Raw genomic sequence first — 20,459 nt, 5'->3', positions numbered from 1 at the left:
CGATGACGAGCCGCATCCCCTCCCTGGTGGCCGGGCGCCTCCTAGTGGCGCTGCTGACGCTGATGGTCGTGTCCTTCACGATCTTCTGCGCCACCGAACTGCTCCCCGGGGACGTCGCCGAGGTGCTGCTCGGGCAGGCGGCGACGCCGGAGGCGGTGGCGGGCCTGCGCCGCGCCATGCATCTCGACGAGCCGGCGCTGCTTCGGTTCGTGCGCTGGCTCGGCGGCCTCGTCACCGGGGATCTCGGCACCTCCTACGCCAACCACCTGCCGGTGGCGCAACTCATCGGCGGCCGGCTCCTCAACACCCTGAAGCTCGCCGCCGTCACGGCCCTGTTCTCGGTGCCGGTGGCCCTCGGGCTCGGCATCGCCACCGCGGTGCTGCGGGGATCGGCCTTCGACCGGGTCGTCACCGCGCTCGTCATCGGCGTCGTCTCGGTGCCGGAATTCCTGGTCGCGACCTCGGCGGTGCTGATCTTCGCCGTCTATCTGAAGTGGCTGCCGGCCCTGTCCTTCGCCAACGAGGTGCACTCCCTCGGGGACCTGCTGCGCGTCTTCGCCATGCCGGTGATCACGCTGAGCTTCGTGATCTCGGCCCAGATGATCCGGATGACCCGGGCCGCGGTGATCGAGGCGCTGAACCAGCCCTACGCCGAGATGGCGCTGCTGAAGGGGGCCTCCCGCACCCGCATCGTGCTGCGCCACGCCCTGCCGAACGCCCTCGGGCCGATCGTCAACGCGGTTGCCCTGTCCCTGTCCTACCTGCTCGGCGGCGTGATCATCGTCGAGACGATCTTCAATTATCCGGGCATCGCCAAGCTGATGGTCGACGCGGTCTCGACCCGCGACCTGCCGCTGATTCAGACCTGCGCCATGGTGTTCTGCCTCGGCTACCTGCTGCTGATCACCACCGCCGACATCCTCGCCATCCTGGCCAATCCGAGGCTGCGCTGATGCTGGACGCCGTCTCCCCCCGCCCGCGGCCGCGGCTCCGGCTCCCCTACCGCTTCGGCCCGGTCGGGGCGCTCGGCCTCGCGGTGGTGCTGGTCTGGGCGGCGGTGGCGGTGTTCGCGCCGCTGATCATGCCCCACCCGGTCGGCGAGATCGTGGACCTCGACTATTTCGGGCCGATCTCCGGGGAGTTCTGGCTCGGCACCGACTATCTCGGGCGGGACATGCTCTCGCGCCTCCTGATGGGCGCCCGCTACACGGTCGGCATCTCGCTTGCCGCGGTGGCGCTAGCCTGCCTGACCGGCGTCACCCTCGGGATGAGTGCCGCCGTCATCGGGGGCTGGTTCGACGCCGCGCTCAGCCGCGTCCTCGACGCCCTCAGCGCGATCCCGAGCAAGCTGTTCGGCCTCGTGGTGGTGGCCGGGATCGGGTCCTCGATCCCGGTGCTGATCGTCACGCTCGCGGTGATCTACACGCCCGGCGCCTACCGCTTCGCCCGGGCGCTCGCCGTCAACGTCAACACCATGGACTTCGTCACCGTGGCGCGCGTGCGCGGCGAGGGCACGCCCTACATCGTCCGCCACGAGATCCTGCCCAACATCGCCGGCCCGGTCCTCGCCGATCTCGGCCTGCGCTTCGTGTTCGTCGTGCTGCTGCTCTCCGGCCTGTCCTTCCTCGGCATCGGGGTGCAGCCCCCGGACGCGGATTGGGGCGCGCTGGTGCGCGAGAATATCGGGGGCCTGCCCTTCGGCGCGCCCGCGGTGCTGGTGCCGTCCCTCGCCATCGCGAGCCTCACGATCGGCGTGAACCTGCTGATCGACAACCTTCCCCGCCGGATCCGGGACAGGAGCGCGTGATGGCGAACCTCGTCGCGATCCGCGGCCTGCGGGTGGAGGCGCGCACCGATTCCGGCCGGCGCGTCGAGATCATCCGCGGCGTCGACCTCGACGTGGCCGAGGGCGAGGTGCTGGCCCTGATCGGCGAGAGCGGCTCGGGCAAGACCACGATCGCCCTGACCCTGCTGGGACACACCCGGGCCGGCTGCCGGATCAGCGCGGGCCGGGTCCTCGTCGACGGCCGCGACATGGCGGCGCTGCCGGAGGCGGAGCGCGCCGCCCTGCGCGGGACGGTGGCGGCCTACGTGCCCCAGAGCGCGGCGGCGGCCTTCAACCCGGCCCAGACCATCCTGGAGCAGGTGACCGAGGTCGCCCGCATCCACGACCTGATGCCGCCCGCGGAGGCCCGCGCCCGCGCCGTCGCGCTGTTCCGGGCGCTCGCGCTGCCGGAGCCGGAGACGATCGGGGCGCGCTACCCGCACCAGGTCTCGGGCGGGCAGCTCCAGCGCCTCTCCGCCGCGATGGCGCTGATCGGCGGGCCGAAGCTCGTGATCTTCGACGAGCCGACGACGGCCCTCGACGTCACCACGCAGATCGAGGTGCTGCGCGCCTTCAAGGCGGTGATGCGGGACAGCGGGGCGGCGGGCGTCTACGTCTCGCACGACCTCGCGGTAGTCGCGCAGATCGCCGACCGCATCGCGGTGCTCAAGGGCGGCGAGGTCCAGGAGGTCGGCGCCACCGCGCAGATCCTGTCCGCGCCGGCCCATCCCTACACCCGCGCGCTCCTCGACGCGGTCGCGCCCGCGGCCGGTCCGCGGGTGGCGGAGGCCGATGCCGGCCCTCCGCTCCTCGCCGTCACCGACGTGGTGGCGGGCTACGGCCCGCTCGGCCGCGACGGACGCCCGGTGATCACGGCGGTCAAGTCCGTCAGCCTCGCGGTCGAGCGCGGCCAGAACCTCGGCATCATCGGCGAGTCGGGCTGCGGGAAGTCGACCCTGGCCCGGGTCATCGCCGGCATCCTGCCGCCGGCCTCAGGCAGGATCCTCCTCGCCGGCGAGACGCTGGCGCCGAGCGCGCGCGCCCGCTCCCGCGAGTCCCTGCGGCGGCTGCAGATCGTGTTCCAGCTCGCCGACACCGCCCTCAACCCCGCCCAGTCGGTCGGCGACATCCTGGGCCGGCCGCTGACCTTCTACCACGGGCGGCGCGGGCGGGAGCGCGAGGCGCGGGTCGAACAGCTCCTCGACATGGTCCGGATGCCCCGCGCCCTGAAGCACCGGCTGCCCGGTGAATTGTCGGGCGGGCAGAAGCAGCGGGTCAACCTCGCCCGCGCGCTTGCCGCGGAGCCGGACCTGATCATCTGCGACGAGATCACCTCGGCCCTCGACACCGTGGTGGCGGCCGCGATCATCGACCTCCTGGGCGAATTGCAGCGGGACCTCGGCCTCTCCTACATCTTCATCAGCCACGACCTCGCGATGGTGCGCGCGATCTGCGACCGCATCGCCGTGATGTATGCGGGCGAGAAGATCGAGGAACTGGCACCCGAGGCCTTCGGCCGCGCCGACACGCACGCCTATTCGCGGCTGCTCCACGCCTCGATGCCGAAGCTCGATCCGGGCTGGCTCGACGGCCTCGACCGTTCCCTCGCGGCGGGCTGGCCCGTCGCGCGGCCGAGCCCGACCTGATCGCGCGCGGCGGACCCTGCCCCGTTCCGGACGATGGCAGCGCCCGCGGGAGAGATCCGGAGAGCGCGGGGTTCGCCCTCCGTCGTCGACCGCGTCACGCCTGGAACAGCCGCGTCAGCGGCATGTAGCCCCGGTGGACCGGTGTCTTCAGCACGATATAGCTGAAATACTTGTCGATGCCGATGTCCATATCGATGAAGCGCTCCATCATCGTCTGGTATTCGGCGATGCCGCTGGTCACGAACTTGACGAGGTAGTCGTAGCCGCCGGAGATGAGGTGGCACTCCGCGACCGATTCCTCCTTCTCCAGCGCCGCCACGAAGCGGGCGAAGTCGATCTGGCGGTGATTCTTCAGGGTGACCTCGGTGAAGACCGTGAGCGTCTGGCCGAGCTTGGCGACGTTGATCTGCGCCGAGTACCCCGTGATGTAGCCGGCCGCCTGCAGCTTCTTCACGCGCATGAGGCAGGGGCTCGGCGACAGGTTCACCAGCTCGGCCAGTTCCACGTTGGTGACGCGGCCGTTCTTCTGCAGCTCGTACAGGATCTTGATGTCGATTCGGTCGAGCTGCATGGGCGATCCGGGCTGACGGGTCGCCGGCCCGTCAGCGGGCGCGGCGGCAGATTATGCCGCGTCGGTGCTCCGGCACAAGCGCGGCGGCGGGTGGCGCGGGGAACGGCACGAAGCGGCAGCATCATCCGTGCCAGCGGTACGTTATGCTGCGCCGGGCGCATCTGCGACGCGTCCGGCTGCGCGGGCGCGCTAGAATGGGGTCGTCCTGCCGGAGACCGACATGCCCGCGCCGCTCCTGACGATCGAGTCGACGCCCACCCTGCCCGAGGCGGCCGAGGTGGTGGTGATCGGCGGGGGCGTCGTCGGCACCTTCACGGCCTACTACCTCGCCCGCCGCGGCGTGAGCGTCGCGCTCGTGGAGAAGGGCCGGGTCGGGGCCGAGCAGTCGAGCCGGAACTGGGGCTGGTGCCGGCAGCAGAACCGCGACGCGCGCGAACTGCCCCTGGCGACGAAGAGCCTCGACCTCTGGGAGCGGCTCGCGGTGGAGATCGGCGAGGATCCGGGCTTCCGCCGCTGCGGCCTCCTCTACCTCAGCAACGACGAGGCCGAGATCGCCCGCTGGGCCAGGTGGCGGGACTTCGCGGCGGGCGTCGGGGTGACGACGCACATGCTCGATGCCGCCGAGGCGGCGGAGCGCGGCGGCGCGACGGGACGATCGTGGAAGGGCGGCGTCTTCTCGCCCTCGGACGGCATCGCCGACACGTCGCGCGCGGTGCCGGTCGTCGCCCGCGGGGTCATGAAGGCCGGGGGCAGCGTGCACCAGATGTGCGCCGCCCGGGGCGTCGAGACCGAGGGCGGCCGCGTCAGCGCGGTCGTGACCGAGGCGGGCACGATCCGCACCCGGACCGTGGTGATGGCGGGGGGCGCCTGGGCCTCCTCCTTCTGCCGCCAGCTCGGCCTGCGCTTCCCGCAATCCGCGGTGCGCTCCTCGATCCTCGCGGTCTCGCCGCAGGTCACCGGGCTGCCGGACGCGCTCCACACCGCCGACATCTCGGTGACCCGCCGCGGCGAGAATGGCGGGCATACGCTCGCGATCAGCGGCCGGGCCAGCGTCGATCCGACGCCGCAGCAGATTCTCTACGCCCGCGAGTTCCTGCCGATGTTCGCGCGGCGCTGGCGGGCGCTGCGTCCCGGCGGCCTCGGGGGCTGGCGGGCCGGCCACGAGACGGCCGCCCGCTGGCGCCTCGACCGCCAGACCCCGATGGAGCGCCTGCGCATCCTCGACCCGCGGCCGGACCCGCGCCTGGTGGCGGAGACGCACCGGCGGGCGCTCGCCCTGCTGCCGGCCCTGCGCGCCACGACGATCTCGGCCGCCTGGGCCGGCTACATCGACTCGACCCCCGACGGCGTGCCGGCCATCGGTGAGGTCACGGGACTGCCCGGCTTCGTGCTCGCCGCCGGCTTCAGCGGCCACGGCTTCGGGATCGGACCGGGCGCCGGCCACCTCGTCGCTGATCTCGTCACCGGGGCGACGCCCCTGGTGGATCCCCGCCCCTATCACCCCGACCGCTTCGCCGATTCCGCCTGGGGCAAGGTGGCGGAGTTCTGACCGGCACCACGGCCGAGCCTCCTCCCCTCCCCCGATCCGGCGCGCGATGACGACCTGCCGCAACCCCGGATCGCGGCCGGACGCTTTAGCTCCCGGCCGCGGCGAGGCCGTAGATGCGCCGCGCCGTTCCGATGAAGAACGCCTCCTGTTCCGCGTCCGGCAAGGGCGCCACGATGGTCCTGAACCCGTCGATCATCGGGGCGAGGTCCGCGCACAGGCTGTCGACCGGGAAGTTCGAGCCGAACATCACCCGGTCGGCGCCGAACAGGTCGATCAGGGTGCGCACCACCGGCCCGTTGCTCTCCGGCGTCCAGGCCCGGCCGGGCTGGCCGAGGCCCGAGGCCTTCACGGCGGCGTTCGGGCAGGCGGCGAACCGGGCCATCGCGGCGCGCCAAGCGGCGAGGCTGCCGGGATCGCGCCGCGAGGGCAGCCCCGCATGATTGAGGATGATCGGGGTCCCGGGGAAGTCGCGGGCGAGGTCGACCGCCTCATCGAGGTTCCACCAGGGGGTCTGCAGGTCGAAGCGCAGGCCGTGCCGCCGCAGGAGCGCGTAGCCGGTCCGCCAGCGCTCGTCCGACATCAGGGTTCGGCACCGGCCGACCGCATCGGGCGCCTGCGGCCCGCCCGGCTTGTGGCGCACGCTGCGGACCAGCGGACAGGCCGCCTGCCCGGCCAGCACCTCCGCCACGTCGTCGCGGTCGAGCCAGGCCTGCGCCACGATCGCGTTCGGCAGGCCCCAGGCGGCGGCGAGGCCGGCCGCGTAGGCGGTCTCGCCGAGCGGATCGGTGGGCTCCCACTCGGTCTCGACGTAGACGCTGGCGACGATCGGGTGGGGTCCCGCATCGCGCCGGTAGTCGTCCGGCAGGTAGCGGCGCTTGATCGCCTCGTAATCGCCGTAGCGGAACGGGATCCGCACCCCGGGCCTGAGCCAGGGATGCGGGTTGCGGTCGGGCTCCCAGAAGTGCTGGTGGGAATCGAGGATCGGTCCGTCGTAGCGGGACATCCGGGCCTCCCTCAGGCTCGGGGCTGCGGGTAGGCGATCAGCATCGTGCCGGCGACGTAGACGAGGGCACAGGCGGCGAAGAACATCAGTACCGCCAGGTAGGCGCCGGTCGCCTGCAGGATCAGCCCGGTGATGATCGGCACGGCGATGCCGCTGGCGGAGCCGGCGAAGTTCATGATGCCGCCGACGAGACCGACCTTCCCGGCCGGCGCCAGCAGCGGCGGCAGGCTCCAGTACAGGCTGCCCCAGTAGAGGAAGAACAGCGTCACCGAGAGCAGCGCCACCGCGCCGACCGGGTTCGCGACCTGCGGCAACGCCACGAAGGTCACGAAGATGGCGAGGCCGGAGAGGCCCAGCATGCCGCGATAGACCACGGCCCGCGGCCAGCCGCGGGCGAAGAGCGCGTCGGCGGTGAAGCCGGCGAACAGCGAGCCGGCCATGCCGGAGAGGAAGATGACGAAGGTGGCCGAACCCATCTGCTTGAGATCGAAGCCGCGGGCCTGGGCGAGGTAGCTCGGCCCCCAGGTCAGCAGGCCGAAATTGATCATCGCCCAGGCCATCCGGCCGAGCATGAGGCCGGCGAGCGAGCGCGGCGCGATCCGGGGGGGCGCCTCGACCGGACGAGCGCCCGCCGGTGCGGCCCGGATGATCTCGCGTTCGGCGGCGTTGACCTGCGGGTGGAGGGCGGGATCGTCGCGCAGGGTGCGCCACGCGAGCGCGCCGAGGGCGATGGTGCCGAGGCCCGCGGCCAGGAAGGCGAGGCGCCAGGATTCGAGGGCGAGGATCAGGAACGAGATGATCACGCCGCCGAACGCCGCCCCCAGGGGCGAGCCCGAATCCATCAGCACCGCGCCCCGGCCCCGTTCCTGCGGCGACAGCCAGATGGCGTTGAGCTTGGCGCCCGCGGGGAACAGCGGCGCCTCGGCCGCGCCGAGGCCGAGCCGGGACAGGAGGAGCGACAGCCCGCCCGTCGCCAGCGCGGCGAGGGACTGGAACACCCCCCAGGCGATGGTGGCGCCCGCCATGAGGCGACGCGGGCCGTAGCGGTCGATGAGCCAGCCGCCCGGCACCTGCAGCAGCGCGTAGGTCCAGAAGAAGGACGAGAGGATCACGCCCTGCATCGTCGGCGACAGGTCGAATTCGCGGGCGATGGTCGGCATCGCGATCGACAGGGCGGTGCGATCGATCAGGTTGATGACGACGAGCGCGAACACGACCGCGAAGATCCGCCAGCGCACCCGTGTGGGGGCTGTCCTGGCGAGGGCGCCGGGTCCGGCGACGATGGTGTCCATGGCGGGTCTCCTCCCGACGGATGGGGCCGCCCGGCTCTTGCGGCCTGCTGGCGGACGAAGCGTTTCCAGGTGTCCTGCCGGTCGGGCCGGGTCGCGCCCTCCGGGGCGGGGCTGCGCGGCCGGCTCAGCGGTTCACCAGCCGCGCCGGGATCAGGAAGATCAGCCCGGCGGCGAGCACGAGGGTGGACGCCAGGAACAGGATCGACAGCTCGGTCTTGCCGGTCGCCTGCGAGGTCCAGCCGACGATGGCGGGGCCGAAGAAGCCCGAGAGATTGGCGAAGGAGTTGAGCACCGCGAGCCCGCCCGCCGCGGCCACGCCGGAGAGCATCGCCGTCGGCAGGTTCCAGAACAGGGGCGGGATCGCCAGGATGCCGGCGGTCGCGAGGCAGAGCGCGACGACGCCGAGCACCGGTTGGCTCTGCCACAGGACCGACAATCCGAGCCCGACCGCGCCCGTCAGGTAGAGCCCGGCGAGGTGCCACCGGCGCTCCTGCAACCGGTCCGAGCTGCGGCTCACGAGGATCATCGAGGCGATGGCGCACAGGCTCGGCAGGGCCGAGACGACGCCGACCATCGCCGGATCCTTGATCCCCATATTGGTGATCAGCGTCGGCAGCCAGAAGCTCAGTCCGTAGAGGCAGAGATTGCAGATGAAGAAAATCCCGGTCATCAGGATCAGGTAGCGGTTGGTGAGCGCGGCCTTGAGCGTCAGCGACGGCTTGGCCGCCCGCTCCGCCGCGAGGTCCTCGGCGATGACGGCCTTCTCGTCGGGGCTGAGCCAGCCCGCCTTCTCGACCCGGTCCTCGAGGAGCAGCAGCAGCGCGACGCCGATGATGATGCTCGGCAGGGATTCGAGGAGGAACAGCCACTGCCAGCCGGCATAGCCCAGCAGGCCGGACATGCGCCCCAGGATCAGGCCCGAGAGCGGGCCGCCGATCAGCCCGGCGACCCCGAGACCGATGAAGAACAGGCCGACGACCCGGCCGCGCCGCGCCGCCGGGAACCAGGCGCCGAGATAGTAGATCACGCCCGGCATGAATCCCGCCTCGGCGAGCCCGAGGGCGAAGCGCACGGCATAGAACTGCCAGGCCGTCTGGACCAGCATCGTGGCGGCCGAGATCAGGCCCCAGGTCACCATGATCCGGGCGAGCCAGGTGCGGGCGCCGACCCGGTGCAGGATCAGGTTGCTCGGCAGTTCGAACAGGAAGTAGCCGAGGAAGAAGATCCCGGCCCCGGCGCCGTAGACGGCGTCGCTGAACTGCAGGTCGGCGGCCATCTGCAGCTTGGCGAAGCCGACATTCACGCGGTCGAGATAGGCGGCGAGGAACGCCAGGACGAGCAGCGGCACGATGCGGAGTGTCGCCTTCCTGTAGGCGGCATCCCGGACGGAGAGGCCGGCGACGGGGGCCGGAATGGCGATGCTGGACACGGGGTTCCTCCCACGAATTGGCTGGCGTTGCGGGGTGGTTCGGTGTCTCGGTTCCGAGCCGCGGTCGGTCTCCCTCTGTCCTCGTCCCGGGCCGCGCGGCGGCGGCCGGAACGCCCCGAAGGATCCGGCCCGCGGCTCGGGTCACCGTGGCGTCGTCATCGCGTCTCCGGGCCGGGCGCGATCCGGTAGACGCGCCGCGCGGTGTCGGAGAACACCCGGCGCAGGCGCGAGGGGTCGGACGCTCCGAGGCCGCGCAGGACCGCCGAGACGATCCGCGGCACGTCGGCCGAGAGGCGGCTGACCGGCAGGTTGCTGGCGAACATCACCCGGTCGTCGCCGAAGAGCGCGACCGTCTCGGCGACCACCCGCACGGTGCCGGCCTCGTCCCAGCGCCCGCCGCGCAGGCCGAACTCGGAGAGCTTGACGCTGACCTGCGGCAGGTCCGCCAGGCGCGCCATGCCCCGACGCCACGCGGAGAGCCCCTCCTCCGACCGGTCGAGGGGCAGGCCGCAATGGTTGAGAATCACCGGGACGTCCGGCAGCCCGGCCACGGCCTCCGCGGCCTCGGCGAGGTGCCAGAACGGCACCCGCAGGTCCCAGGACAGGCCGTGGGCCGCGAGCCGGGCGAGGCCCGCCCGCCAGGCCTCGTCCTGGAGCGAGCCCGGTTCGCCCGCCACCGACAGGCCGGGCGCCGCGGCGGTGACCGGCTTGGAGCGGACGCCCCGGAAGGCGGGACTCTCGCGATGCGCCGTCAGCACCGCGTCGAGGTCGGGCTGCAGGAACGAGACGTGGCCGACCGTGACGCCCGGCAGCCCGTCGCGGGCCCGCACGGCGTCGATCCAGCGCGTCTCGGCCACCTGCTCGTCGCGCGCACGCTCCGCCTCGACGTGGACGGTGGCCGCGAGCCGCAGCGGCGCGCAATCGCCCCGCAGGTCGGCGACGCCGTAGTCCCGGCGCAGGGACGGGTAGGGACCGAGGAAGAACGCCTCGCCGGCGTATCGCTCCTGCAGCCAGGGATAGTGGCCCTCCCCGAGGGCCCAGAGGTGATGGTGCGCGTCGACGATGCCCTCGGGCAGCACCTCGCCGAGCAGCGCCAGGACGCGGTCGGCGCTCATGCGGGCGCGCCCGGGTTGCGGCGCTCGAGTTCCACCAGCAGCCCAGAATGGTCGAGGTCGCCGGCATGGTCGAGGAGGCCGCGGAACAGGTCGGCGGTGAGCGCGGTGTAGGGCGTCGCGTCCAACGCGAGGCGCCGGCCGGCGTCGAGGGCGTTGTCGAGATCCTTCAGGTGGGTGACCGAGCGGCCGCGGGTGGTGAAGTCCCGCGCGATCATCCGCTCGGCGTGGAGGTCGAGGACGCGGCTCTCCGCGAAGCCGCCGCGCAGGGCCTCGCGCACCTTGGCGGGATCGGCGCCGCCGCGCTGGGCGAGCAGCAAGGCCTCGGCCACCGCGCCGATCGTCACCCCGACGATGATCTGGTTGGCGAGCTTGGCGAGCTGCCCGGCTCCGTGCGGCCCGACATGGACCGGCCGGCCCATCGCCTGCAGCGCGGCCTGCGCGCTGGCGAAGGCCTGCTCCTCGCCCCCAACCATGATGGCGAGGGTGCCCGCCTGTGCCCCGACGGTGCCGCCGGAGACCGGCGCGTCGAGATGGGCGATCCCGGCGCGCGCGAGTTGCGCGGCGTGAGCCTGCGCCTCGGCCGGCTTGATCGAGCTCATGTCGACCACGACCGCTCGCGCCGGGATGGCGTCCGCGGTGCCGGCGGCGAACAGCACCTCCTCGACGACACCGCCGTTCTCCAGCATCAGGATCACGAGGTCGGCGTCGCGGACGGCCATCCTGGCGTCCTCGGCCACCGTCGCGCCGTCCGTCCCGAGCGCCGCGGCCTTGGCGGGCGTGCGGTTCCAGGCGGTGACCGCGAAGCCGGCGCGCAGGAGGTTGCGGGCCATCGGGGCCCCCATCAGGCCGGTGCCGAGGAAAGCGATGCGGGGAGAGGCCGGCATGGGTCAGCGTCCGTGGAGGTTGCGGGAGGGGGTCACGCGGCCGGGACGGCGTGCGGGAGGCTTCGGTCAGGGCCGGCCACCTGCCGCTGCGGCTTGATCCAGAAGGTCGCCGCGGCGCCGACGAGGAGCAGGCCGATCGAGCCGGCGAAGGGCAGGGTCCAGTTCTGGGTCGCGTCGATGATGAGGCCGAACAGGATCGGCGAGATGATCCCGGCGACGGCCGAGCCGGCGTTCATCAGCCCGCTCGCGGTGCCGGCGTGGCGCGGCGCCACGTCCATCGGCACGGCCCAGATCGGCCCGATCGTCAGCTCGATCATGAAGAAGGCGCAGCTGAGCAGGACGGCGATGCCCGCGAGATCGCGCACGAAGAGCACCGGGACCAGGAAGGCGGCCGCTCCCAGCATGCTCACCATGATGACGCGGGCACGCGCCGCTTCGAGGCTGCCGGTGCGGCGGTAGACCCAGTCGCAAATCACTCCGCCGACCGTGTCGCCCACGACTCCGGCGAAGAACACGCCTGACGACAGGATCGCCGAGTTCTTGATGTCGAGGTTGTAGCCGTGCTTGAAGAACACCGGCAGCCAGGTGAAGAACAGCCAGCCGGTCCAGCCGTAGCAGAAGTAGACCATCATGGTCGGCGCCATGCGGCGCAGGAGCGGTCCCCACGGCACCGCGTCGGCCTTCCCCCTGCTGAGAGCGTAGGGCGGCACGTCGGCGAGGTCGCCCGGCACCACGCCGCGGTGGGTGCGCGGATCGTCCCGGAAATAGAGCCACCACGCGACGACCCAGACAGCCGTGGCGGCCCCGAGCACGATGAACGACATCCGCCACGAGAGGGTGAGGATCAGGAAGGCGACGAGGGGCGGCGTGACGGCGTTGCCGAAGCGCGAGCAGGAATGGGTGACACCCTGCGCGAGACCGCGCTTCGCCCGCGGCGTCCAGTTGGTGAGCGCGCGGCCCGCGGCCGGCAGCGTCGCGCCCTCGCCGATGCCGAGCACGAAGCGCACCGCGAGCAGGGCGGCGAAGCTGCCGACCAGCCCGGTACCGATCGTCGTCACCACCCAGATCAAGCCGCAGACGACCAGCGTCAGCCGCGAGCCGACCCGGTCGGCGACCCAGCCGCCGATGATCTGGAACACCGCGTAGGAATACGCGAACGCCGAGAACGCGATGCCGAGCTGGGTGTTGGTCATCCCGAGTTCGGCCTGGATCGAGGAGGCCGCCGTCGACAGGTTGACCCGGTCGACGTAGAGCAGGAATGACATCGCCGAGAGCAGGATCAGGACGTTGAGCGGCGCGCCTCCGCGGCGATAACCGAGCATGACTTCCTCCCATCACCGTAGCGTGGCATGATCGTGCGTTTATTCGCTTTTTTTATTGGTTAAATCGACCGGCTTATACTTCTTTCGGGGCCACTGGCCGAAGGCACGGCGTGGTCCTGCACCGATCATCTGCAGGGACTCGGCGCCGCGACGAGGCCCGATGTCACGATGAGCGCCGTCGACGAACCGAGCTGGTGGCGGCTCGAATGACGGGTTCGCCCTGACATGTCCCGATCCCGGCCGCCGCTGCGGGGTTCGGCGCCCGACGAGGCGAACCGCTCCGTCGACCGGGATCGACGCCGGCGATCAGGCCGCCTTCCGGGCAGCCCCCCTCCCCGCCATCCGGGCGGCGAGCAGCAGTGCCGCCCGGGTCGCTCCCGGATTGGCGATCCCCTGTCCGGCGATGTCGTAGGCCGAGCCGTGGGCGGGCGTGCAGATCGGGAAGGGAAAGCCGCCGAGGAGGGTCACCCCGCGGTCGAAGCCGATCAGCTTCATCGCGATCTGGCCCTGGTCATGGTACATCGTCAGCACGGCGTCGAAGGCGCCCTTCGTGGCGCGCAGGAAGACGGTGTCGGGCGGAAAGGGTCCCTGCGCGTCGATGCCCTCGCGCCGGCCGGCCTCGACGGCGGGCGCGATGATCGCGTCATCCTCATGGCCGAAATTGCCGCCGTCGCCCGCATGTGGGTTGAGGCCCGCCACCGCGATCCGGGGGGCGGCGAAGCCGCTGTCCTTGAGCGAGCGGTTGGTGAGCTGCAGGCCCTCCAGCACCGCGTCGTAGGTGATGAGGGAGGCCACCGCCGAGAGCGGCACGTGCGAGGTGATGCGCGCGTTCCACAGGCCCTCGAGGATGTTGAACTCCTTGGCCGGCACGTTCCTCAGCCCCAGCACCTCGGCGGTGAAGCCGATCTCGTCATCGTAGGGCGGATGAGCGAGCCGCATCGCCGCCTTGTTGAACGGCGTGAAGCAGACCGCGTGCGCTACCCCGGAGGCGGCGAGGCCGATCGCCTCGCGGAAGTTGCGCAGCGCGAAGGCGCCGCCCTCCCGCTGCACCTCCCCGACGGTGATCGCGTCGGGGTCGAGATGGGCGAGGTCGAGCAGCACAGGGCGCTCACCGGGCGTGAGATCCCGGTCCGGACCGCGCACATCGATGTCGAGGGCGACGCCGGCCTGCTCGGCGCCACGGCGCAGGACACGGGCGTCGCCGACGATCAGCAGCCGGGCGGCGGCGCGGATCTCCGGATCGGCTGCGGCCTTCGCGGCGAGTTCTGGCCCGATTCCCGCCGGATCGCCGATCGCGACGGCGAGCACGGGACGCGACGTATCGGGGATCGTTTCGGGCATGGGCGCGAGACCTGCGGCTTCCTCAACTGCTTCTTCTATAGGGCCGGGCTGACCTGCACGCAAGAATGCTGTATGCAGGAATACAGGATGCGCCGCATATCGATGGCCCGGCCGGTGTTGTGGGTCGCCGGACGCGCGAGTGGCAGGAGGAGTAGGCCCCATGCTAGGAGGTCTGGCGGTTGAGAGGCGGGGGATGGACGTGAGCAACGAGGGGCTGCCGGACCTCGACCGGATGGCGCCGGTCAGTCGGCGCACCCTTCACGACGAACTCGTGGGACGCATCCGCGACCTCATCATCGAGGGTCACCTCGCCCCGGGGAGCCGCATCCACGAGGGCCAACTCGGTCAGGCGCTCGGGGTGTCGCGCACACCCTTGCGCGAGGCGTTGAAGTTCCTGGCGAGCGAGGGGCTGATCGAACTGGTCCCCGGGCGGGGCGCCATCGTGCGCCGCCTCACGCCGCGCGACGTCCGCGACATGCTCGACGTGCTGGCGGCCCTCGAGACCACGGCGGCTCGCCTCGCCTGCCGGCGGGCGAGCGATGCGGAGATCGCGGCCTTGCGCCGCCTGCACGACGAGATGATGGACTACTACGCGGTCCGCGCCCGGCTCGAATACTTCAAGCGGAACCAGGCCTTCCATGCCGGGTTGGCGACCCTGTCGGGCAACGCGTTCCTGGCCGCCACCCACGAGGGCATCCAGTCGCGGCTGCGGCGCATTCGGTTCGTCGGCAGCGATGCGCCGGAGAAGTGGGCCGGCGCCGTGGCCGAACACGACGAGATGGTGCTCGCCCTCGAAGCCCGCGATGCCGAGCGGCTCGCCGCGGTGATTGCCCGCCACCTCGAGGCGACCTGGATTCGGGTGCAGGACGTCATCTGAGCGCGTCCAGCCGTGCCCCTGTTCGCCGCTGCGGGCCCCGCGGGCGGATACCAAAATCGTCGTGGAGCGCCCTCCCCCGCGCGTCGACGCTCCGCGGGCGACGGGGTCCTCACGCCCAGCACCGCTCGGAGCCCTGGAGGATCGCCGGCTCGGGCCGGCCTCGCGCGGTCACGCGCGTCGCGGAGGCCGCCGCGTCGAGGAACATCCGGCGGTGCGGGTGCCAGGCGTGAGTCGACGACCCGACCCGGCGGGTCCTTCCCTGTGCCGCCTCCCCGGTTCGACCGGATGCGCTGTACCCTTTCCCGCGTGGCCCGATCGCAGACGTGACGCGCCACGGACGGTAGCTAAGGCGCCCAGAGCGCCAGGGTCCGGCAGGCTGGCACGGACGCGATGAAGCGATCGATCGCTGCCGACGATGGCGGACCCGGTCTGACACCCGCCAGGCTGGTGGTTTCTTCGCCGCTCTGAGACCTCACGCAGGAGTTCCTCGCTGCACCTGGGAGGACGCGCTTGCCGCGATGGCTTCCACCACGCGATGGCGAGGATCACTTGCCGAGGGTCGCGCATGGTGACATCTCTCACCGCGCCTCGACCAGCCGGGTTGCTCGGGCTCGGGTGTCCATCGCGACCCACTCAAGCATCGATCGGCCACGGGTCGTTGCGCGATCCGGCACCGGATCATTGCACATGCTCTGCACACCATCAGGCGGTCGCTCCCGACGACCGGTGACAAACCAGCCTCGGTCGGTCGTTGCGGCGTCCGCTCCACCGTCAATGCCGCCGTGCAAAGGAGGGTCACGAGCGTGGTTCCGCAGAGGGCACGCTCGTGCGCAGGTCCGGACCCGCGCAGGACGGACCAGTCGGGTCGTCGCCTCCCTTCCTGATCCCGGCCGGACGCGGGCTGGTCCATTGGCAGAGCGTTGAACGGCGATCGAGAGCGGTCTGATGGGGCCTCCGGTGTCGGTCGCAATCCCCGTCCAGCCGGTCGCGCGCCGTCACCGATCGCCCGCGCTTTCGACCGGCTCGCGCGTCTCCCACAGCCCCGAGCGATCATGTGCACGAGGCACAGCGCGCGGCACCTTTCCTCAGCGCTCCGACCTTCGCATCGGGGCGGCGTTGGACCAAGGCGCGCTGAGTTGGCGAGACGACTCCACAGCTTTGCGCGGGGCCGACCGTGCTGCTACGGCCGGGAGCATTGCGGCGCGGGCGAAGCCCGCTCTTATCCCCACCGGCGATCCTCGGCGTTAGCCGCGGCTAACACCGCCTCGGTGCCCGGCGGTTAGCCGCGGCTAACCGCGCTGTAGCCCCTGGATCATCAGCCGAGTCGTTGCAGTCAAGCCCCTTGCCAAGCACTTAGAATCGCCCCTACCCTGCCAGTCGCGCAGTTTGCCCGATTCTGCGCCGAAAAGCGATGCTGGCGACGGACAACGAGATGAGCGCCGAGAAGGCAAGGTCAGCGGCTCCGCCCGCCACCCCCCGTTCTTCGCAACTGAAGGACCTGGTGCAGCGCCACGGCGCCGAGCTGTCGTCGCAGCTGCAGGCCCACCACCGCAGCATCTTTCCGCCCGAAGCCGAGAAGTCCATCCGCCCCTTCAGCCCCGCCGAAACCGCGAAGCTGCTGGGCATCCATGAATCGTACCTGAGACAGGTTGCGACCGAGGAGAACGGGGTCGCCCCGGCGCTCAAGAACGGCCGGCGCAGCTACACGGTGGAGGACATCCACGAGCTCCGCAAGCGGCTCGACCAGGGCACCCGCGGGAACCGACGGTACCTGCCCCATCGCGGACCGAACGAGCACCTGCAGGTGATCACGGTCATGAACTTCAAGGGCGGGTCCGGGAAGACCACCACCGCGGCGCATCTGGCCCAGCACCTCGCGCTGCACGGATACCGCGTCCTCGCCATCGACCTCGATCCGCAGGCCTCGCTGTCGGCCCTGTTCGGTCACCAGCCCGAAACGCATGTGGGACCGAACGAGACCCTGTACGGCGCGATCCGCTACGACGATCAGCGCCGGCCGATCGCCGAGATCGTGCGCGCGACGTACATCCCGGACCTGCACATCGTTCCGGCGAATCTCGAACTGATGGAGTTCGAGCACGACACGCCGAAGGCTCTGCTCCAGCGGCAGACCGGAGACACGCTGTTCTTCGCCCGGATCGGGCAGGCCATCGGGCAGGCGCAGAACCTCTACGATGTCGTGGTCATCGATTGTCCGCCGCAGCTCGGGTACCTGACGCTCTCGGCGCTCACGGCCGCGACGGCCGTCTTGATCACCGTTCATCCGCAGATGCTGGACGTGATGTCGATGAGCCAGTTCCTGCAGATGACGGGCGACCTGCTCGACGAGGTCAGCCGCCACGGCGCGTCGACGTCCTACGACTGGATGAAGTACCTGATCACCCGCTTCGAGCCGGGAGACGGGCCGCAGAACCAGATGGTCGCGTTCCTCCGCTCGATCTTCGGCGAGCACGTCCTGATCCATCCGATGCTGAAGAGCACGGCGATTTCGGATGCGGGCCTGACCAATCAGACCATCTTCGAGGTCGAGCGGCAGCAATTCACCCGCTCGACCTACGACCGAGCCGTGGAGGCCGTGACCAACGTGAACACCGAGATCGAAGCCCAGATCAAGAAGGCGTGGGGGAGGGCGGCGTGAGCAGGAAGGCCCTCTTCAGCGATCTCGCGAAGCGCAAGGACTCCGCGGCGCCCGAGGCGCCCGCCCCGGCGGTCAACCGCATGAGGGCGCGGCCCATTCTCGGTGCGCCGGAGCTGATCGCCGACGCGGCCGCGCGGCCGGTCGGCGCGATCGGCCAATCCCTCGGCGAGGTGAGCGAGCGGGTCAAGCGCGCCGAGGAGATCGAGAAGAGGCTCACCGAGGGCCAGGTCATCGTCGAGATCGACACGGCGCTGGTCGATCCGTCCTTCGTGTCGGATCGCATGCCGGTCTCCGAGGAGGCCCTCGCCAGCCTCACCGAGAAGATCCGCGATCACGGCCAGCTCAACCCGATCCTGGTGCGTCCGCACCCCGAGGCGGACGGGCGGTACCAGATCGCGTTCGGTCACCGCCGTCTCAAGGCGGTCAAGGCGCTCGGCCTGCGGGTGCGCGCCGTCGTCCGCGATCTCACGGACGAGCAGCTGGTCGTCGCGCAGGGGCAGGAGAACCACGAGCGCGAGGACCTGTCGTACATCGAGAAATGCTTGTTCGCCCGCCGCCTCGAGGAGCGGGCGTTCAGCCGCGCCACCATCATGGCGGCGATGTCGATCTACAAGAGCGACCTCTCGAACATGCTGTCGGTCGCAACGAAGATCCCCGAGGAGGTCATCGCCGCCATCGGCCCGGCTCCCGGCGTCGGCCGGCGGGCGTGGCTCGAACTGGCTGCGCTGATGGCCGAGACGGGGAGTGCGGCAGCGATCCGGACGGCGATCGCGGATCCCGCGTTCGCCGCCCAGGAGAGCGAAGTCCGGTTCAAACAGGTGATCGCGGCGGCGAAGCCGCAGCCGGCGCGGGCCAGGATGGAGAACTGGTCGACGTCGAGCGGCGAGACCCTGGCGAAGGTCACCCAGGACGAGGATCGCGTGTCTCTGACAATCGACCGGCGCAAGTCGCCGGACTTCGCGGAGTTCGTGCTGACCCGCCTGCGCGACCTGTATGCGGAATTCAAGGCCGGCTCGTGAGGGCCGGCCGTGATGGCGTGGCGTACCCCGTAACCCCGTAACCCGGAGCAACCCAGGCAAAAGAAAAAGGCCCCCAGAACGATCGTCCCGGAAGCCCTTTTCCCTAGTGTGGCAACGAAGGGATCGCACTTCCGCTCATCGCCGTCAAGCGTCGGACGCCGTTTTGGCGAGCGGATTTCCTTTGCCTGAACGAAGGCAAAGCCATGGATCACCCGACGACGCCCTTCGGGCGGCGAACGCTGACGCTTGCCCAGGTGGCGAGCCAGGCGAAGGCTCGCGCATGCCCCGCTGATAAGCCGGCTCACAAATGGAAGGTGTTCCGGTCGATCACGGAATGCCGCAACCGGATCGGCGTCTCGGACCGCGCGCTGGCGGTGCTGAACGCACTGCTGACCTTCCTGCCCGAGACCGCGATGGTGCCGGGCCCGGACCTCACCGTGTTTCCCTCCAACCGGCGGCTCGCGGCCAGGGCCCACGGCATGGCGGAGTCCACGTTGCGCCGTCAGCTGCAGGCCCTGGTCGCCGCGGGCCTGATCATCCGACGCGACAGCCCGAACGGCAAACGCTACGCGCGCCGAGGAGGGGAGGGGACCGTCACGGTCGCCTACGGCTTCGATCTCACGCCCCTGGTGGCGCGGGCGGAGGAATTCGAGCGCATGGCCGGGGAGGTCGAGCACGCGCGCCGGCAGGCAGCCCTGGCCCGCGAGCGGGTCAGTCTGCTTCGCAGAGATATCGGGAAGATGCTGGCCGCGGCCGCCGAGGCCGGGATCACGGCCGATTGGGGGCCGCTTCGGACCCGGTTCGAGGAACTCTGCCATCGCCTGCCCCGGCTGGCCACCGCCGCGACGCTGGACCCTCTGACGGCCGGGCTGCAGGCCCTGGCGGCCGACCTCGGCAAGGTGTTGGAATCGCACGCTGATGCCGTCGATCTGAACGGCAGTGACGGTCGCAGCGAGCGTCACCATCAGAATTCAGAATCAGAACCCACTGTGAGTCTTGAACCGGCTGCCGAGGAGCGGCCTCGGTCGAAGCCGATGCCCTTCAGCCTCGGTTCGGTCCTGAAGGCCTGCCCCGACATCGCGATGTACGACCGCCACGGCATCACGGGGTGGCGTGACCTCGTGGCGACGGCCGGAAAGGTGCGGGGAATGCTCGGGATCAGCCCCAGCGCCTGGGAGGAGGCGAGAACCTCCCTGGGTGATGCCGACGCCGCGGTGACGCTCGCGGCGATCCTGCAACGTGCCGACCAGATCAGGAATCCCGGCGGATATCTTCGTGCCCTCACGGCCCGTGCGCGATTGGGCAGGTTCTCGACGGGAGCCATGATCATGGCCCTGATGCGCCGGCAGGTGCGCGAGGGCCCAACGCTTCCGTCCGCGATGCCGTGCGTCACCCAAGCGATGACGACATTTGCTTTGCGTAACGACGCAAATCCTTGCGGAATAACGTAGATTACACAGTCGCAAAGAAAAGAAGACACCCACTGCGACGACACGAGACGCTTTGATGATCATGAGTCTCGTGGCGCTGGTTCGCGTGCGGTGCCGCCCGTGGGGCGAGGGCTGCCCTCGTCGGTATCGCGCCGATCCGGCGATCCGACGCGTGGCTCGATCAGCCGGTCGCAACGCACACGGACAGATGATTCGCGGACAGACTCACGTTTCACGCGTCAATCCGTGAATCGGGTGGAACCATACGCGAGTCGACGAATGTCGAAGCATCAAGCCCGTCGCGTCACCTTACGATGGTGCTTCGTGAACCAACATCCATCGCTGCTCACAGGCTTCGGAGCACTTAACGACATTCCGCAGTGATTCGCGGACAGGTCGTCGTTGACTCTCTCCTCCGCGTCGACCGACATGGTTTGCTTGGCAGCGCGTCGCGCCCGCACGCCTGCCGGATACGGGAGACCGCCAGCCGCAGCACG

At 70.7% G+C, this 20,459-nt stretch carries 16 protein-coding genes; 8 read left to right on the top strand and 8 right to left on the bottom strand.

Features of this window, described 5'->3' with window-relative positions; translation table 11 throughout:
• Window positions 1-2 precede the first annotated feature (2 nt).
• From ACW9J6_RS16215 to ACW9J6_RS16205, 3 genes are read left to right on the top strand one after another with little or no spacing between them, the layout of a single operon-like run.
• Window positions 3-953, top strand: coding sequence for an ABC transporter permease (locus ACW9J6_RS16215; protein ID WP_457117515.1), 951 nt, complete (start codon window positions 3-5; stop codon window positions 951-953).
• Window positions 953-1,807: an ABC transporter permease gene (locus ACW9J6_RS16210; RefSeq protein WP_457117514.1), complete on the top strand. Its 855-nt coding sequence runs from the start codon at window positions 953-955 to the stop codon at window positions 1,805-1,807. Before ACW9J6_RS16215 ends, ACW9J6_RS16210 begins: the two co-directional genes overlap by 1 nt.
• On the top strand, window positions 1,807-3,471 hold the full coding sequence (locus tag ACW9J6_RS16205) for an ABC transporter ATP-binding protein (RefSeq protein ID WP_457117513.1): 1,665 nt from the start codon (window positions 1,807-1,809) through the stop codon (window positions 3,469-3,471). The genes ACW9J6_RS16210 and ACW9J6_RS16205 overlap by 1 nt, the downstream gene beginning before the upstream one ends.
• Window positions 3,472-3,565: 94 nt before the next feature.
• Here the strand turns inward: ACW9J6_RS16205 and ACW9J6_RS16200 are convergent, their stop codons facing one another.
• Complete coding sequence (locus ACW9J6_RS16200; RefSeq protein WP_457117512.1) at window positions 3,566-4,042, bottom strand: Lrp/AsnC family transcriptional regulator; 477 nt, start codon at window positions 4,040-4,042, stop codon at window positions 3,566-3,568.
• A 220-nt stretch (window positions 4,043-4,262) separates the two neighbouring features.
• Here ACW9J6_RS16200 and ACW9J6_RS16195 point away from each other — a divergent pair, with 220 nt between their 5' ends.
• Entirely contained in the window at window positions 4,263-5,591 is a 1,329-nt protein-coding gene (locus tag ACW9J6_RS16195) for an NAD(P)/FAD-dependent oxidoreductase (protein WP_457117511.1), read from the top strand.
• Between the two features lie 85 nt (window positions 5,592-5,676).
• Here ACW9J6_RS16195 and ACW9J6_RS16190 read toward each other — a convergent pair whose 3' ends face one another.
• From ACW9J6_RS16190 to ACW9J6_RS16160, 7 genes are all read right to left on the bottom strand, one after another.
• Window positions 5,677-6,594 (bottom strand): amidohydrolase family protein, encoded by a 918-nt coding sequence (locus ACW9J6_RS16190; protein ID WP_457117510.1) that lies wholly within the window; start codon window positions 6,592-6,594, stop codon window positions 5,677-5,679.
• 11 nt (window positions 6,595-6,605) lie between these two features.
• Window positions 6,606-7,886, bottom strand: coding sequence for an MFS transporter (locus tag ACW9J6_RS16185; protein ID WP_457117509.1), 1,281 nt, complete (start codon window positions 7,884-7,886; stop codon window positions 6,606-6,608).
• 124 nt (window positions 7,887-8,010) lie between these two features.
• Window positions 8,011-9,315: an MFS transporter gene (locus ACW9J6_RS16180; protein ID WP_457117508.1), complete on the bottom strand. Its 1,305-nt coding sequence runs from the start codon at window positions 9,313-9,315 to the stop codon at window positions 8,011-8,013.
• A gap of 155 nt (window positions 9,316-9,470) precedes the next feature.
• Entirely contained in the window at window positions 9,471-10,430 is a 960-nt protein-coding gene (locus ACW9J6_RS16175; protein WP_457117507.1) for an amidohydrolase family protein, read from the bottom strand.
• Window positions 10,427-11,314, bottom strand: coding sequence for an NAD(P)-dependent oxidoreductase (locus ACW9J6_RS16170; protein WP_457117506.1), 888 nt, complete (start codon window positions 11,312-11,314; stop codon window positions 10,427-10,429). The genes ACW9J6_RS16175 and ACW9J6_RS16170 overlap by 4 nt, the downstream gene beginning before the upstream one ends.
• 32 nt (window positions 11,315-11,346) lie before the next feature.
• Window positions 11,347-12,636, bottom strand: coding sequence for an MFS transporter (locus tag ACW9J6_RS16165; protein WP_457117505.1), 1,290 nt, complete (start codon window positions 12,634-12,636; stop codon window positions 11,347-11,349).
• Window positions 12,637-12,942: 306 nt separating this feature from the next.
• Window positions 12,943-13,977 (bottom strand): 4-hydroxythreonine-4-phosphate dehydrogenase PdxA, encoded by a 1,035-nt coding sequence (locus tag ACW9J6_RS16160; protein ID WP_457117504.1) that lies wholly within the window; start codon window positions 13,975-13,977, stop codon window positions 12,943-12,945.
• A 193-nt stretch (window positions 13,978-14,170) separates the two neighbouring features.
• On the opposite strand from ACW9J6_RS16160, the gene ACW9J6_RS16155 reads away from it, so the two are divergent.
• From ACW9J6_RS16155 to repC, 4 genes are all read left to right on the top strand, one after another.
• Window positions 14,171-14,854, top strand: coding sequence for a GntR family transcriptional regulator (locus ACW9J6_RS16155; protein ID WP_457117503.1), 684 nt, complete (start codon window positions 14,171-14,173; stop codon window positions 14,852-14,854).
• Between the two features lie 1,432 nt (window positions 14,855-16,286).
• A complete protein-coding gene (gene repA / locus ACW9J6_RS16150) occupies window positions 16,287-17,513 on the top strand; it encodes a plasmid partitioning protein RepA (RefSeq protein ID WP_457117574.1) in 1,227 nt (408 codons plus the stop codon).
• The gene (repB, locus tag ACW9J6_RS16145; protein WP_457117502.1) at window positions 17,510-18,532 is read left to right on the top strand and encodes a plasmid partitioning protein RepB; all 1,023 of its coding nucleotides are present in this window, start codon (window positions 17,510-17,512) and stop codon (window positions 18,530-18,532) included. The genes repA and repB overlap by 4 nt, the downstream gene beginning before the upstream one ends.
• A 203-nt stretch (window positions 18,533-18,735) precedes the next feature.
• Window positions 18,736-19,983: a plasmid replication protein RepC gene (gene repC, locus ACW9J6_RS16140; protein ID WP_457117501.1), complete on the top strand. Its 1,248-nt coding sequence runs from the start codon at window positions 18,736-18,738 to the stop codon at window positions 19,981-19,983.
• Window positions 19,984-20,459: the final 476 nt, after the last annotated feature.

This window comes from Methylobacterium sp. JK268 (assembly GCF_054052225.1).
The sequence above is the reverse complement of the archived record's forward strand: the minus strand, read 5'-3'. Positions and strand labels throughout refer to the sequence as shown.

What these genes read in the sequence shown, in the direction of transcription:
- ACW9J6_RS16185 (WP_457117509.1), bottom strand. Translation starts at nt 7,886, where the DNA reads ATGGACACCATCGTCGCCGGACCCGGCGCCCTCGCCAGGACAGCCCCC.
- ACW9J6_RS16195 (WP_457117511.1), top strand. Translation starts at nt 4,263, where the DNA reads ATGCCCGCGCCGCTCCTGACGATCGAGTCGACGCCCACCCTGCCCGAG.
- ACW9J6_RS16170 (WP_457117506.1), bottom strand. Translation starts at nt 11,314, where the DNA reads ATGCCGGCCTCTCCCCGCATCGCTTTCCTCGGCACCGGCCTGATGGGG.
- ACW9J6_RS16210 (WP_457117514.1), top strand. Translation starts at nt 953, where the DNA reads ATGCTGGACGCCGTCTCCCCCCGCCCGCGGCCGCGGCTCCGGCTCCCC.
- ACW9J6_RS16215 (WP_457117515.1), top strand. Translation starts at nt 3, where the DNA reads ATGACGAGCCGCATCCCCTCCCTGGTGGCCGGGCGCCTCCTAGTGGCG.
- ACW9J6_RS16165 (WP_457117505.1), bottom strand. Translation starts at nt 12,636, where the DNA reads ATGCTCGGTTATCGCCGCGGAGGCGCGCCGCTCAACGTCCTGATCCTG.
- ACW9J6_RS16205 (WP_457117513.1), top strand. Translation starts at nt 1,807, where the DNA reads ATGGCGAACCTCGTCGCGATCCGCGGCCTGCGGGTGGAGGCGCGCACC.
- ACW9J6_RS16200 (WP_457117512.1), bottom strand. Translation starts at nt 4,042, where the DNA reads ATGCAGCTCGACCGAATCGACATCAAGATCCTGTACGAGCTGCAGAAG.
- ACW9J6_RS16155 (WP_457117503.1), top strand. Translation starts at nt 14,171, where the DNA reads ATGGACGTGAGCAACGAGGGGCTGCCGGACCTCGACCGGATGGCGCCG.
- ACW9J6_RS16175 (WP_457117507.1), bottom strand. Translation starts at nt 10,430, where the DNA reads ATGAGCGCCGACCGCGTCCTGGCGCTGCTCGGCGAGGTGCTGCCCGAG.
- repC (WP_457117501.1), top strand. Translation starts at nt 18,736, where the DNA reads ATGGATCACCCGACGACGCCCTTCGGGCGGCGAACGCTGACGCTTGCC.
- repA (WP_457117574.1), top strand. Translation starts at nt 16,287, where the DNA reads ATGAGCGCCGAGAAGGCAAGGTCAGCGGCTCCGCCCGCCACCCCCCGT.
- ACW9J6_RS16190 (WP_457117510.1), bottom strand. Translation starts at nt 6,594, where the DNA reads ATGTCCCGCTACGACGGACCGATCCTCGATTCCCACCAGCACTTCTGG.
- ACW9J6_RS16160 (WP_457117504.1), bottom strand. Translation starts at nt 13,977, where the DNA reads ATGCCCGAAACGATCCCCGATACGTCGCGTCCCGTGCTCGCCGTCGCG.